Origin of the sequence: Capillimicrobium parvum, from assembly GCF_021172045.1 — a bacterium.
Classification (GTDB): Bacteria; Actinomycetota; Thermoleophilia; order Solirubrobacterales; family Solirubrobacteraceae; genus Capillimicrobium; species Capillimicrobium parvum.
In genome coordinates this window covers 5,686,703-5,700,164 of sequence record NZ_CP087164.1, presented here as the reverse complement: position 1 = coordinate 5,700,164, position 13,462 = coordinate 5,686,703, and the positions used below count along the sequence as shown (strand labels likewise).

Below are 13,462 nucleotides of genomic sequence, written 5' to 3'. Positions count from 1 at the left end.
CGCCGCCGGCCGCTACGCGCCGGCGCCCATCGCCCACCATGCGTCGAACAGCCGGAACGCCTGCGCCCGCACGGCGTCGCCGCCGACCACCTCGCTCTGGCGCACGAGCTCGCCGGCGTCCAGCCACGGCACCGTGTGCCCGGCGAGCTCGGTCCAGCGGCACGCGATCGCCGGCGTCGCCTCGGGGTGGAACTGCGTCCCCAGGTGCGGCCCGATCCGGAACGCCGCCGGGCCCGCCGCGCTGCGCCCCAGCTCCACTGCGCCCGGCGGCACGGTGAGCTGCTCGAAGTGCCACTGAAACCACGGGCCGGAGGTGACGATCCCGTCGCCGGGGTCGACCGGCACCCAGCCGATCTCCGGCGGGTCCGCGGGCTCCACCCGGCCGCCGAGCGCGAGGCTGAGCGCCTGGCCGCCGAAGCACAGCCCGAGCACGGGCACGCCGGCGTCGACGGCGCGGCGCATCGCGTCGATCTCGTCCGCGGGCCACGACGGGGCGGGGGTGGTCGCCGACAGCTCGGAGCCGAGCGACGCGATCCACGGGCGCCGGACGACGTCCTCCGGCGGCGGCGCCTGGTCGGACCGGTGCACCTCGTAGGGGATCCCGCGCTCGGCGAGCCACTCGCCCAGGCGGCCGGGCGGGCCGTCGGTTCCGTGCTGCAGGATCAAACCGGGCGCGGCGGTTACCCTGTCCTCGTGTCGGCGAATCCCGTGGAGCCGCTGTCGATCGCCAGCGTGGTCGACCATGTCTACGTCGCCATCCGGCAGCGGATCATCGACGGGGAGCTCCCGCGCGGCAGCCGCCTGCACCAGGAGGATCTGGCCGCCGACCTCGGCGTGTCGCGTACGCCGGTCCGCGAGGCGCTGCGCCGGCTGGCCGCCGAGGGGCTCGTCCAGATGCAGACGAACCGCGGCGCCCGCGTGGCCGACATCCAGGGCGCCGACATGCGTTCGCCCACCGAGGCGCGCATGGTCATCGAGCCCGGCGCGGCCCGCATCGCGGCCGAGCGCGAGGCGTCCGTCGAGCGGATGCGCGCCGCGATCGCCACCCATCGCCATCTCATCCCCGACGTCGGCCACAGCTTCGACGCCAACCGCGAGTTCCACCTCGCGCTCGTCGAGGCGTCCGGCAACGCGTTCCTCATGCAGTTCGCCGAGATCCTCTGGGTCTCGCGCATCGGCGAGCCGATCTACGCGCGGCAGGTCGCCACGCCCGCGGACATGCACCTCGACGCCGACGAGCACGAGGCCATCATGGCCGCGATCGAGGCCGGCGACGCGGGCCGCGCCGAGGCGCTCACCCGCCGCCACCTCGAGCACGCGCTCGAGCGCCTGCTCGCCGCGATCTGACGTAGAGGCCGCCTCGGAGCCGCCGCGCACGCCCGTTCAGGCCTCCATCCGCACGCCGTTGCGCAGCGTGCCGACGCCGCCGACCTCGATCTCCGCCACGTCGCCCTCGCGCAGGTAGCGGCGCGGGTCGCGCGAGTCGCCGACGCCGCCCGGGGTGCCGGTGGCGATGACGTCGCCGGGCTCGAGCGTCAGGCCCTGCGACAGGTAGACCACGAGGTCGACGACGGGGAAGATCAGGTCCCGGGTGTTGGCGTCCTGCATCACCTCGCCGGAGATCGTGGTGCGCACGGCGACGTCGGTGAGGTCGATGCCGTCGAGCGACGCGATCGCGGGACCCATCGGCGTGAAGGTGTCGAAGCTCTTGCCGAGCGTGAACTGCCGCAGCGGGGTCTCCAGCTGCGCCCGCCGCCCGGAGACGTCGTGCAGCGCGGTGATGCCGCCGATCGCCTGCAGCGCGCTCTCGGCGTCGGCGCGATACGTGCGCCGGCCGATGACGACGGCCAGCTCGCCCTCGAAGTCGGGCCGGGTCTCCTCGCGCGGGATGACGATGTCGTCGCCGTGGCCGATGATCGACGACGGGAACTTCGCGAAGACCACCGGCACGGCCGGCACGTCGAGCTCGGACTCCTCGGCGTGCGAGCGGTAGTTCAGGCCGATCGCGACGATCTTGCCGGGCACGACCGGCGGCAGCACGCGCACCTCGTCGAGCGCGTGCGACGCGCCGGAGGCGGCGTCGAGCGCCGCCCACGCCTCGGGGGTAGGGACGAAGCCCTGCGGCCCGGCCGGTCCGGCGTCGCGGATCGTGTCGCCGTCGAGGACGCCGATGCGCGGCTCCGAGTCCGGCCCGGCGAAGCGGATGGCCTTCACTGATCGTTCTCCTGTTCGTCCCGGAGGACCTTCATCGCGTTGATCGCGCGCGGGACCCCGGCGTAGGGCGTGACCTGCAGGATGCACTCTTCGATCTCGTCGTAGGGCACGTCGATCGCACGGAGCGCGCGAATGTGCGCGCGCACCTGCGGATCGCTCGAGCCGATGGCGACGAGCACGGCGACGATGATGAGCTCGCGCTCACGCGCATCGAGGCCCGGGCGGGTGTGCACGTCGCCGAACGCGAAGTCGACGACCCAGTCGCCGAGCACGCCCATCCGCGCGAGGAACTCGTCGCCTCCCGGCTCGTCGCCGAGTTGCGCCAGGCGGGCCAGGCCACGCTCCCTGCGACTGCTCTCCTGCGACACCGTGCCTCCTTGACCCCGATTTCGAGAATGCATAACGTATCCAAAGATGCTGCGGCGGATCCACCACGTCTGCCTGCGCGCGGCGGACCCGGAGGAGGCGGCGCAGCGGTGGGCGGTCCAGTTCGGGCTGGCCCCGCGCGATCGGACCCCGGGGCGCGTGACGCTGGCCTGTGCCTACGAGCGCTACTCGCTCGAGCTCGTCGGCGGCGAGCCGGGGGCCGACCACACCGCGTTCGAGCTGGCCCGCGGGGTGAGCCTCGACGACGCGGCCGCCCGCCTCGACGCCCACGGCGTCGCCCATGAGCGCGCGGAGGGCGCCCTGCGGCTCGCCGATCCCGACGGCCACGGGATCGAGCTGCTCCCCTGCGAGCCCGACCCCGACGGCCGGCCCGCGATCGCCCGCTCGACGACCACGCTCGCCGGCTTCCATCCCCGCCGCCTCGGCCACATCAACACGCTGAGCGCCGACCTCCCGGCGGCCACCGCCTTCTACGCCGACGTGCTCGGCATGCGGCTGACCGACCGCCTCGAGCAGGCCGGCACGTGGCTGCGCGTCGACGCCGACCACCACACGGTCGCGCTCGTCCGCGCCGGCCGCGCGCGGTTGCATCACGTCGCGTTCGAGCTGACCGACTGGGGCGAGCTGCGCGTCGCGCTCGACCACCTCGCCCAGCATGGCCGCTGGCTGGCGTGGGGGCCGCTGCGCCACGCGCTCGGCCAGAACCTCGCCGCCTACGTGCGCATCCCGGAGGAGGGCCTGCTCGTCGAGCTGTACTGCGACATGGAGCAGATCGGCCCCGACCACGAGCCGCGCGAGTGGCCCGACGACGTGCACAGCTCCAACACGTGGGGGATCCTGCCCCCGCGCTCGTACTTCCGCTTCGACGCCGCCGCCGTGGAGCACGAGCGGCTCGGCCTCGAGGCGCAGGGCCACCCACTACCCCCGGGAGACGACTGATGGCGTCCATGTCCACCGAGCGCGCGACCGGCGCGCGCACCGGCGAGCAGTTCCTGGACGGGCTGCGCGCGGGCGGGCGGGAGATCTGGCTGCGCGGCGAGAAGATCGCCAACCCGCTCGACCATCCCGACCTGCACGACGCCGCGCTGTCGATGGCGCGCGTGTTCGACGTCCAGCACGAGCACGCCGGCGAGATGCTCGTCCCGTCGCCGGCCGACCCGTCGCTGCCGATCAACGTCACGCACGTCGTCCCGCGCACGCCCGAGGACCTGGTCAGGCGCCGGCGGGCGATCGAGATCGTCGCCGCGCTGTCCGGCGGGACGATGGGCCGCACGCCCGACTACCTCAACGTGACGTTCGCCTGCTTCGCCGGGCGCGCCGACGTGTGGGCGCGGCGCGGCAACGAGCAGGGCGCCGCGAACCTCGTCGCCTACCAGGAGTACATGCGCGACCACGACCTCTCGACGACGCACGCGCTCATGAACCCGCAGGTGGACCGCCGCCAGGCGGAGGCCGACCAGGCGATGGGCAAGGTCGCGCTGCACAAGGTGGACGAGACCGACGGCGCGATCGTCGTGCGCGGCGCGCGGATGCTGGCCACGCTCGCGCCGTTCGCCGACGAGCTGCTCGTCTACCCGGGCTCGGACATCCGCCCGCAGGACGGCCGCTACGCGCTGGCGTTCGCCATCCCGATCGCCACGCCGGGGCTCAAGTTCATCTGCCGCGACAGCTACTCGCGGGCGCGCGACCCGTACGACTACCCGCTGTCGTCGCGCTTCGACGAGATGGACGCGGTCGTGATCTTCGACGACGTCGAGATCCCGAAGGAGCGCGTCTTCCTCGACGGCGACACCGACGGCTACTCGGAGGTCATCACCGACACGGGCTGGCGCGGGCACATCATGCACCAGGCGTTCACCCGGGCCTGGACGAAGCTGAACTTCGCGCTCGGCCTGGGCCACATGATCGCCAACGCGACCGGGGTCGTCCGCTTCGACCACATCCAGGAGAAGCTGGGCCAGGTGTGGAACATGGTCGAGCTGTCGCGGTCGGCGCTCGTGGCCGCCGAGGCGGGCGCGCAGGTCGACGAGGGCGGCGTCTGCTGTCCCGACGAGCGCCCGTTCGTCGCGTTGCGGGGCGAGATGCCCAAGTGGCTGCCGCGCGCCAACGAGTACCTGCAGCTGATCGGCGGCGGCGGCTACATGGCGACGCCGAGCCGCGCGGACCTCGACGGCCCGCTGCGCGAGGACATCGACCTGTACTTCCAGTCCGCCGGCGCCGACGCGGAGCGCCGCATCCGGCTCTTCCGGCTCGCGTGGGACTTCGTCGGCTCCGAGCTCGGCGGCCGCGGGGAGCTCTACGAGCGCTTCTACCTCTCGGACTCGTGGCGGATGACGGCGCTGGCCTACACGATCGCCGACAAGACGCTGCCGGAGGCGCTGGTCGAGCAGTTCCTCGAGGACTAACGGGGTGGCGCCGACCGCGCTCATCACCGGCGGCGGCACCGGGATCGGCGCGGCCGTCGCGCGCCGGATGGCGGCCGACGGCTTCAGCGTGTGCGTCGCCGGCCGGCGGCCCGAGCCGCTCGAGGCGCTCGCGGCCGAGGTCGGCGGCCGCGCCGTGGTGGCCGACGTCGCCGACCCGGCCGGTCCCGCCGCGGCGGTGGCCGGCGCGGTGGAGCGCTTCGGGCGGCTCGACGCGCTCGTCTGCTGCGCGGGCACCGGCGCGGGCGGCACGGTGGCCGAGCAGACGCTCGAGCGCTGGGAGCGAGTGCTCGCCACGAACCTGACCGGCGTCTTCCTGACCTGCCGGGCGGCCCTGCCGCACCTGGTCGAGGCGCGCGGGGCGATCGTCACCGTCGCCTCGCTCGCCGGGCTGCGGGCGGCGCCGGCGTCCGCCGCGTATGGTGCGTCGAAGGCGGGCGCCATCATGCTGACCCAATGCATCGCAGTGGACCACGGCCCACAGGGCGTCCGGGCCAACTGCGTGTGCCCCGGGTGGATCCGCACGGAGATGGCCGACCGGGCGATGGACGAGCTCGGCGGCCTGCGCGGGACCGGCCGCGACGGCGCCTACGAGCTGGCCACCGCGCCGGTGCCGGCCCGCCGGCCGGGCGAGCCCGACGAGGTCGCGGGCCTGGTCGCGTGGCTCGCCGGCCCGCAGTCGACCTACGTCAACGGCGCCGTCGTCACCGTGGACGGCGGCTCGGCGGTGGTCGATGCCGCCAGCTTGGCCTTCGGGCCGTGATCGAGGAGGAGAGCAACCAGTGACTCACGACACGCTTCCGGAGGCCGGCGTCGGCGCGGCGCTCAGCCCCGAGGACCTGAAGGCGGCGGGCATCCGCACGGTGCGGCTCCAGTACGCCGACCTGCACGGGATCAACCGGGGCAAGGACATCCCGATCGACGCGTTCGGTCACGTGGCCGAGGAGGGGATCGGCTTCGTCGAGGCGGTCATGACCGTGGACCTGCGCCACAACGTGATCGCCGGCTTCGAGCGGGGGTTTCCCGACCTCCAGGCCAAGCCGGACCTCTCGACCCTGGTGCGACTGCCGTGGGAGCCGGAGGTGGCGGGGTGCATCGCCGACCTCACCGACCCGCACACCGGCGATCCGCACCCGCTGGACTCCCGCGGGCGGCTGAAGGCGGTGCTCGCCGAGTTCGCGCGCCTCGACCTGGCGCCGATCCTGGGCCCGGAGCTCGAGTTCTACCTCTGCGAGCCCGATCCGCAGGCGCCGCGGGGCTACAGGCACTACGCCCACCAGGACACCCCCGTCTACACCGTCGGCGGCATCGCGGACCCGCGCGGCGTCCTGGCGCGCATGCTCCAGGCCACGGTCGACCTCGGTCTCGGCGCGCTCGCCGCCGCCCACGAGTACGGCCGCTCGCAGTACGAGATCAACCTGCGCCACGGGCCGGCGCTCGACTCCGCCGACCGCGCGTTCCGCTTCAAGTCGATGGTCAAGGAGATCGCCGCGCGTGAGGGCCTGCTCGCCACGTTCATGGGCAAGCCGTTCAACGACGACGAGGGCTCGGGCTTCCACCTGCACGTGTCGCTGTGCGACGACGACGGTGAGAACGTCTGCTGCGATCCGGCCGCGGACGACGGGCTGGCCCCCGTCGCGCGCCACTTCATCGCCGGGCTGATCGAGCACTCGCCGGCGATCATGGTGTTCTTCAACCCCACGGTGAACGCGTACCGGCGCATCACCGCCGAGGCGCTCGTGCCGACGCGCGCGAGCTGGGGCCACGACCACCGCATGGTGCTCGTCCGGGTCCCGAAGGAGCGCGGCGACGCGACGCGGATGGAGCTGCGCCTCGGCGACGGCACGGCGAACCCGTACCTGGCCTACACGGCGGCGCTCGCCGCCGGGCTGGACGGCATCCGCCGCGAGCTCGAGCCCCCGGCGCCGATCGAGGGCATGATCTACGACCTCCCGGAGGAGGTGCAGGGCCGTCCGCTGCCGACGTCCTTCGGCGACGCGCTGGAAGCACTGCGCCAGGACCGCGTCATCCACGACGCGCTCGGCGCAGGGGTGATCGAGACGTTCGAGGTCATCAAGGCCGCGGAGCTCGACCGCTACCGCGCCTGGGTGACCGACTGGGAGTTCGCCGAGTACTCGCCGCGGCTGTGAACGCGACCGTCGCACGAGCCGCCGGGGGTCGGACATGGCGCTTGACCGCTCGCGCGAGGAATGCGTAATGTACACAAAACGGTGCCCCGCACGAGGCGCTGTGGCGACCATGGGGAGATGAGGAGAGGCTCATGGCAGAGCAAGTCGGAGGGTCCGGTGCGCGCGGTGGCGAGCTCGGCCCGCGCAGGCTGACCACCGTCCACGCGGTCGGTCAGGCGCTCGCGGTCGGACCGATCTTCTCGGCCGGCGCGGTCACCGGCCTCGTCGCGAACGTGGCGGGGTTCAACACGCCGCTGTCGGTGCTCCTGGGCAGCATCGGCGCGCTCGCCGTCGCGTACGTGGTCTCGGTCTACGCGCGCCGGTACGTCGGTGCCGGCGCCATGTACGAGTACCTCGCGCGTTCGGTGAACAACGGCTTCGGCATCTTCTCGGGCGGCATCTACCTCCTCGGCCTCCTGTTCCTCGGATCGGGCGGCATCTACATCGGTCTGTGCTTCCTGCTGCAGGGCTTCTTCGCCGCCCACCTCGACACGACGATCCCCTGGTGGGTCGGCGGCACGGCGGGACTCGTCATCGCCTGCCTGCTCAACTACTTCGGCGTCCGCCTTGCCGTCCGCGGCGTCCTCGTCCTGGCCGGGCTGTCGGCGATCCCGTTCCTCATCCTGGCCATCTCGATCATCGTGCAGGGCGGCGATGCCGGGAACACGCTCTCGGTGTTCGACCCCGGCGAGACGTCGACGAACGCCGTCTTCAACGGCATCCTCTTCGCGATCCTGCTGTTCGTCGGCTTCGAGGCGGCGGCGTCGGTGGCCGAGGAGATGCACGCGCCGAGGAAGGCGATCCCGATCGCGGTCATCGGCACGGTCGCGCTGAGCGGCCTGTTCTACCTCGTCGTCACGTACGCGGCGACGATCGGCTTCGGCCACGCGGCGCTCGACAAGGGCGCCTGGGGCGGCTCGCCGAGCCCGATGGGAGACCTCGCGGCGCAGTACGTCGGCAAGTGGCTGAGCGTCCTCATCGACCTCGCGGTCGTGCTCGACGCGCTGTCGCTGGCGATCGCGATCATGGTGACGGCGCCGCGGCTGCTGTTCGCCCTGGGCCGCGATGGCCTGCTGCCGAAGGTCATGGCGAAGACGTCACGCCACAACACGCCGGTGGCGGGCATCGTCGCGCTCGGCGTGTGGGGCGTGCTCATCCTCGTGTGGGGCGGCCTGACCAGCTACGCGCCGACCGCCGACGAGAACATCCTCGTCACCTTCGGCATCGCGGCCACTGCGGGCAGCTTCCTCGTCGAGACCATCTACGTGTTCCTCGCGATCGTCGCGTTCAAGCTGGTCTGGGACAGCCGCAAGGGACCGGGTGTCTGGTGGAGGCTCGTCGTCGTGCTCGTCGGTCTCGCGGCGCCGGTCCTCGCGTTCAAGGGCTCGCTCGATCCGTTCCCGGGCTACCCGAACAACCAGGCCGTGTGGTTCTGGTGGGGCGGCATGGCGCTCTCGCTGCTCTGGTACCTCTGGCTGCGCTTCACGCGTCCGGACCGGGTGCGCGCCGCGGCGGCCTACGCGGCGGACCACATGGAGATCGGCGAGGGCGAGGGCAAGGAGCCGTCCGCCGTCGTGCCGCTCTGATGCCCGCCGCGGCGAAGGACCTCGGGCAGGTCGACCTGCTCGACTACGACCTCTTCGAGGATCACGAGCCGTGGGAGGTGTTCGAGCTGCTGCAGCGCGAGGCGCCCGTCCACTTCCATCCTGAGCGGGACGGGCGCGGGTTCTGGGCCGTGACGAAGTACGCCGACGTGCACGCGGTCCTGCGTGACACGAAGACGTTCTCGTCAGAGGTCGGCGGCGCGGCGACCATCGAGGACCTGCCCGAGGACGTGCTCGAGGCTCGGCGCAACTTCCTCGAGTTCGACCCGCCCAAGCACGGCCGCTACCGCCGGATGATCTCGACGAGCTTCACCCCCGGAGCGGTGGACCGCTACGAGGAGTGGCTGCGCGCGCTCGTCACCGCGCTCATGGATCGCGCGCTGGCGCAGCGCGAGTTCGACCTCGTCGAAGAGCTCGCGGCGCCGATCCCGATCCGCGTGCTCGCCCGGCTCATGGGCCTGCCCGACGAGGAGCTGCCGCAGCTCGTCGCGCTCGGCGACCGCCTGCTCATCGACACCGAGCCGGAGTTCGTCGGCGAGCTCGCGTACACCGGCGAGCGTGAGGAGGACAAGTACAAGCCGTTCGGCTCGCCGTGGGCCGACGACCTCTGTGCGCTCGGCCGCGCGCACTACGCCGAGCGCCGGGAGTGCCCGCGCGACGACGTGATGTCGCGGATCGCCACCGGCGAGGTCGACGGCCGGCCGCTGACCCCGCGCGAGCTCGACAACATGTTCGCGCTGATGATCGTGGCCGGCAACGAGACGACGCGCCAGGCCATCGCGCTCGGCACGAAGGCCCTGGCCGAGCATCCGGACGAGTACGCGCGTCTGCGCGCCGACCGGTCGATGATCGACAGTGCCGTCGACGAGCTGCTGCGCTTCTCCTCGCCGGTCTGGTTCTTCCGCCGCACCGCCACGGTCGACACGACGATCGGCGAGCAGCCGATCAACGCCGGCGACAAGGTCGTCGTCTGGTTCGCCGCCGGCAACCGCGACCCGGACAAGTACCCGGAGCCCAACCGGCTCGACCTCGGGCGGGCGCCGAAGGACCACCTGACCTTCGGGCGGGGCGGCCCGCACCAGTGCCTCGGCATGCATCTCGCGCGGCTGGAGCTCAAGGTCTTCCTCGAGGAGCTCGTCGAGCGGGTGGCGAAGGTCGAGCTGGCCGGCCCGGCGGTGCGGCTACGGTCGAACTTCACCAACGGGCTCAAGCGACTGCCCGTCCGGGTCGAGCCTGTGGCCGATCCCGCAACGCCCGCCCGGAAATGACATCCATCGATCACCGTCTGCCGGCGTCCTCGACCACTCGAAATCCCAGAGGGATTCCTTCGAGTCTGCGTCCTTGGCAGCCGGCGCCGCTGGACGCCCTTTCCGGCCGCACGTCACGGGAACGACCACCAGGGTGAGCGGGCGCGGCGCGCCGAGGCTCGTCCTCGTCCTCACCGAGAACTGGACGCTCACGCCGCCGCGCGACCTGCGGGCGCTCGTGCGCATGGCGCAGGAGGCCGAGGACGCCGGCATCGACGGCGTGATGCTCAGCGAGCACGTCGTCCTCGGGCCGAGCTCGGGCGCGAACGGGATCATGGGCAACCCGCGCGACTACGCGGCGCCCGGCAACCAGGACCCGGCGACGCCGTGGCCGGACTCGATCGTCCTCATGAGCGCCATCGCGGCGGTGACCGAGCGGCTGCGGCCCATCGGCGCGGCGATCATCGCGCCGCTGCGCCACCCGCTGCTGCTCGCCCACCAGCTCGCCGCGCTCGACCTCGTCTCAGAGGGCCGGCTCGTCGTGCAGCCGACGGTCAGCTGGCACCGCGACGAGTACGAGGCGCTCGGCGTCCCGTTCGAGCGCCGCGGCGAGTTGCTCGACGAGCATCTCGCGGCATGGCGGGCGGCGTGGACGCAGACGCCCGCCGCGTTCCATGGGCGCCACTACGCCTTCGACGACGTCTACCTCGAGCCCAAGCCGTACCGCCCCGACGGGCCGCGCATGTGGTTCGGCGGCATCGACGTGGCGCCGTGGATCCTCCGGCGGCTCGTCGAGTACGGGCACGGGCTGCACCCGTTCGGCCAGCCCACCGCCGAGCAGATCGCGCCCCTGCGCGCCGCGATGGCCGCGGCCGGGCGCGACTTCGCCGAGCTCGAGGTCGTCGGCGGCATCCGGCCGCGCTTTCCCGACGACGAGCATCCGGGCGACCTCGACGAGGCGGCGGAGGCGATCCCGGCCCAGCTCGAGGCCGGCTACACGACGATCTGCTTCAAGCCGTCGATGTTCACGGACGACCCGGGCGAGGTGCCGGCCCTGTGCCGCCGCTTGGCCGCGCGCGTGGAGGCGATGGCGTGAGCCGGCGCCCGCGGATCGCGATCACGCCGTGGCGGCGGGTGGTGCCGACCTACCTGGCCGAGCGCACCGTGCTCGACGCGCTCGATCCCGCGTACTCCGAGCGGGTCGCGGATGCAGGGGCCCTACCGATGATCGTGCCGCGCGCCGGGGCGTCTGCAGCCGAGGCGCTCGACGGCTTCGACGGGCTGCTGCTGTCGGGCGGCGGCGACGTCGACCCCTCGACCTACGGCGCGGCGCCGGAGAACGTCGCCGACGCCGACCCGGCGGCCGACGCCTGGGAGCTCGAGCTCGTCCGCGAGGCGCGGTCGCGCGAGCTGCCGGTGCTCGGCGTCTGCCGCGGGGCGCAGCTGCTCGCCGTGGCGGCGGGCGGCCGGCTCGCCCAGCGCCTGCCGGCGGTCGCCGCGCACCGCGACATCGCCGAGCTGACGCCCGAGGAGATCCTGGCCGAGCGCCATCCCGTCGAGCTGGCGGAGGGCTCGCGCGTGCGCGCGATCTTCGGCGCCGGGCGCGTCGACGTGAACACCATCCACCACCACGCCATCGCCGACGCCGGCACGCTCGCCGTGACCGGCCGGGCCGCCGGCGGGCTCGTCGAGGCGATCGAGGGCGACGGGCCGTTTCTCGTGGGCGTGCAGTGGCATCCCGAGAAGATGTCCGAGCCGGACCAGCGACTGCTGTTCGAGGCCTTCGTGAGGAGCACCGCGACACCATGACCCTGAAGGGCTACACCGCCCCGCTGTCACCCGACGGCCGCGCGTCGATCGTTCCGCCGCCGCCGTGGCACTACTCCGGCGACTTCCTGATCGTCGAGTACCGCACCGACCCGGACGCGGTGGCCGCGCTGCTGCCGCCCGAGCTGGAGCCGCACGACGACGACCGCGCGGGGATGATGGCGGCGATCTTCGCCGACTGGCAGTCGTGCAGCGACGACGGCCACGAGCTCGTCGACCCGATCCAGTCGCAGTACCGGGAGTTCTTCCTGGTGGTCGGCGCGACGTTCCAGGGTCAGCCCGTCAGCCGCTGCGTCTACATCTGGGTCGACAAGGACTTCGCCATGTACCGCGGGTGGATCCAGGGCTTCCCCAAGAAGCTCGGCTCGATCCACATGACGCGCACCTTCCCGGTGGGCCGGGCGGCGCCCAAGGTCGAGCCGGGCGCCCGGTTCGGCGCCACGTGCGCGGCGAACGACCGGCAGGTCGCGCGCGCCGTCGTGACGCTGCGCGGCGTCTCGCAGACCGGCCCGACCGTCAACGACCCGCCGATGCACAACACGCGCCACTTCCCCGCCTACGACGGCACGCGGCCCGACGTCTTCGAGCTCGTGCGCTCCGGCGGCTTCGACCGCCACGCCACCGAGATCTGGGAGGGCGACGCCGAGCTGCGCCTCTACGACGACACGCTGGAGGACCTGGCGGCGATCGCCCCGATCGAGGTCGGCCGGGGCTTTCGCTTCTCCTTCGGCTACACCGTCCACGGCGGCGAGGTCGTCGCCCAGCACGACAGGGAGATGCCGGTCCGATGAGGCATGAGCGCCGCACCGAGGACGGGACCTGGCTGGCGCCGATCGACGTCCCGTCGAAGATCCTCGCCACGCACCTCAGCTACCGGTCGCGCGTGGAGGAGTACAAGATGGCGCGCGCGCCCGAGGTGCCCGCTTGGTTCCTCAAGCCGCCGTCGTCGCTCAGCGCGCACGGCGCGCCGGTGGCGCGGCCGCGCGGTTGCCGCTTCCTCAACTACGAGGGCGAGATCGCCGTCGTGATCGGCGAACGCTGCGTGAACGTCTCGAAGGCCGACGCGCTGAAGGTGGTGCGGGGCTACACGGTCGCCAACGACTGGGGCGTGCACGACTTCCGCCACGCCGACCGCGGCTCGATGCTGCGCGTCAAGGGCCAGGACGGGTTCTGCCCACTGGGACCGGCGCTGGTCGACGCCGGCGACGTCGACCCCGACGACCTCACGCTGCGCACGTACGTCAACGGCGAGCTGGCGCAGGAGGGCCACACCGGCACCGACCTGCTGTTCTCGTTCGCCTACCAGATCGCCGACCTGTCGCGGCTCATCACGCTCGAGCCGGGCGACGTGCTGCTCACCGGCACACCGGCCCACTCGCGGCCCGTCGAGATCGGCGACGTCGTGGCGGTCGAGGTCGACGGCATCGGCCGCCTGGAGAACCACGTGGTCGAGCTCGACCGCGATCTCGTGCCGGTGGGCGACCAGCCGCGCGTGACGGGCAACACCCTGCACGTCGCGCTGACGATCGACGAGGACGAGGCCGAGCGCCAGGCCGCGTCGATGTGAGCGA

The 13,462-nt window shown here is 72.8% G+C and carries 14 protein-coding genes; 11 read left to right on the top strand and 3 right to left on the bottom strand.

Annotation, left to right across the window (positions count from 1 at the left end; genetic code table 11):
• Positions 1 to 12: 12 nt before the first annotated feature.
• A complete protein-coding gene (locus tag DSM104329_RS27605; RefSeq protein ID WP_259313088.1) occupies positions 13 to 666 on the bottom strand; it encodes a type 1 glutamine amidotransferase in 654 nt (217 codons plus the stop codon).
• Between the two features lie 27 nt (positions 667 to 693).
• On the opposite strand from DSM104329_RS27605, the gene DSM104329_RS27600 reads away from it, so the two are divergent.
• Complete coding sequence (locus tag DSM104329_RS27600; protein WP_259313087.1) at positions 694 to 1,347, top strand: GntR family transcriptional regulator; 654 nt, start codon at positions 694 to 696, stop codon at positions 1,345 to 1,347.
• A 36-nt stretch (positions 1,348 to 1,383) separates the two neighbouring features.
• Here the strand turns inward: DSM104329_RS27600 and DSM104329_RS27595 are convergent, their stop codons facing one another.
• Positions 1,384 to 2,214, bottom strand: coding sequence for a fumarylacetoacetate hydrolase family protein (locus DSM104329_RS27595; RefSeq protein ID WP_259313086.1), 831 nt, complete (start codon positions 2,212 to 2,214; stop codon positions 1,384 to 1,386).
• Entirely contained in the window at positions 2,211 to 2,582 is a 372-nt protein-coding gene (locus DSM104329_RS27590) for a carboxymuconolactone decarboxylase family protein (protein WP_259313085.1), read from the bottom strand. The genes DSM104329_RS27595 and DSM104329_RS27590 overlap by 4 nt, the downstream gene beginning before the upstream one ends.
• 46 nt (positions 2,583 to 2,628) lie before the next feature.
• Between DSM104329_RS27590 and DSM104329_RS27585 the strand changes: the two genes are divergently transcribed.
• From DSM104329_RS27585 to DSM104329_RS27540, 10 genes are all read left to right on the top strand, one after another.
• Complete coding sequence (locus DSM104329_RS27585; RefSeq protein ID WP_259313084.1) at positions 2,629 to 3,540, top strand: VOC family protein; 912 nt, start codon at positions 2,629 to 2,631, stop codon at positions 3,538 to 3,540.
• 8 nt (positions 3,541 to 3,548) lie between these two features.
• Positions 3,549 to 5,006: a 4-hydroxyphenylacetate 3-hydroxylase family protein gene (locus DSM104329_RS27580; protein WP_259313083.1), complete on the top strand. Its 1,458-nt coding sequence runs from the start codon at positions 3,549 to 3,551 to the stop codon at positions 5,004 to 5,006.
• A 4-nt stretch (positions 5,007 to 5,010) separates the two neighbouring features.
• Positions 5,011 to 5,787 (top strand): SDR family NAD(P)-dependent oxidoreductase, encoded by a 777-nt coding sequence (locus DSM104329_RS27575; RefSeq protein ID WP_259313082.1) that lies wholly within the window; start codon positions 5,011 to 5,013, stop codon positions 5,785 to 5,787.
• Positions 5,788 to 5,806: 19 nt separating this feature from the next.
• The gene (locus DSM104329_RS27570; RefSeq protein WP_259313081.1) at positions 5,807 to 7,174 is read left to right on the top strand and encodes a glutamine synthetase family protein; all 1,368 of its coding nucleotides are present in this window, start codon (positions 5,807 to 5,809) and stop codon (positions 7,172 to 7,174) included.
• A gap of 131 nt (positions 7,175 to 7,305) precedes the next feature.
• On the top strand, positions 7,306 to 8,799 hold the full coding sequence (locus tag DSM104329_RS27565) for an APC family permease (protein WP_259313080.1): 1,494 nt from the start codon (positions 7,306 to 7,308) through the stop codon (positions 8,797 to 8,799).
• A complete protein-coding gene (locus DSM104329_RS27560; protein WP_259313079.1) occupies positions 8,799 to 10,085 on the top strand; it encodes a cytochrome P450 in 1,287 nt (428 codons plus the stop codon). Before DSM104329_RS27565 ends, DSM104329_RS27560 begins: the two co-directional genes overlap by 1 nt.
• A gap of 133 nt (positions 10,086 to 10,218) precedes the next feature.
• The gene (locus DSM104329_RS27555; RefSeq protein WP_259313078.1) at positions 10,219 to 11,160 is read left to right on the top strand and encodes a TIGR03619 family F420-dependent LLM class oxidoreductase; all 942 of its coding nucleotides are present in this window, start codon (positions 10,219 to 10,221) and stop codon (positions 11,158 to 11,160) included.
• Positions 11,157 to 11,873 (top strand): gamma-glutamyl-gamma-aminobutyrate hydrolase family protein, encoded by a 717-nt coding sequence (locus DSM104329_RS27550; RefSeq protein WP_259313077.1) that lies wholly within the window; start codon positions 11,157 to 11,159, stop codon positions 11,871 to 11,873. Before DSM104329_RS27555 ends, DSM104329_RS27550 begins: the two co-directional genes overlap by 4 nt.
• Positions 11,870 to 12,682 carry an acetoacetate decarboxylase family protein gene (locus tag DSM104329_RS27545; protein WP_259313076.1) on the top strand — a complete coding sequence of 271 codons (813 nt, stop codon included), beginning with the start codon at positions 11,870 to 11,872 and terminating at the stop codon, positions 12,680 to 12,682. Before DSM104329_RS27550 ends, DSM104329_RS27545 begins: the two co-directional genes overlap by 4 nt.
• Positions 12,679 to 13,458 carry a fumarylacetoacetate hydrolase family protein gene (locus tag DSM104329_RS27540; RefSeq protein ID WP_259313075.1) on the top strand — a complete coding sequence of 260 codons (780 nt, stop codon included), beginning with the start codon at positions 12,679 to 12,681 and terminating at the stop codon, positions 13,456 to 13,458. The genes DSM104329_RS27545 and DSM104329_RS27540 overlap by 4 nt, the downstream gene beginning before the upstream one ends.
• Positions 13,459 to 13,462 lie beyond the last annotated feature (4 nt).

What these genes read in the sequence shown, in the direction of transcription:
- DSM104329_RS27540 (WP_259313075.1), top strand. Translation starts at nt 12,679, where the DNA reads ATGAGGCATGAGCGCCGCACCGAGGACGGGACCTGGCTGGCGCCGATC.
- DSM104329_RS27580 (WP_259313083.1), top strand. Translation starts at nt 3,549, where the DNA reads ATGTCCACCGAGCGCGCGACCGGCGCGCGCACCGGCGAGCAGTTCCTG.
- DSM104329_RS27565 (WP_259313080.1), top strand. Translation starts at nt 7,306, where the DNA reads ATGGCAGAGCAAGTCGGAGGGTCCGGTGCGCGCGGTGGCGAGCTCGGC.
- DSM104329_RS27560 (WP_259313079.1), top strand. Translation starts at nt 8,799, where the DNA reads ATGCCCGCCGCGGCGAAGGACCTCGGGCAGGTCGACCTGCTCGACTAC.
- DSM104329_RS27585 (WP_259313084.1), top strand. Translation starts at nt 2,629, where the DNA reads ATGCTGCGGCGGATCCACCACGTCTGCCTGCGCGCGGCGGACCCGGAG.
- DSM104329_RS27545 (WP_259313076.1), top strand. Translation starts at nt 11,870, where the DNA reads ATGACCCTGAAGGGCTACACCGCCCCGCTGTCACCCGACGGCCGCGCG.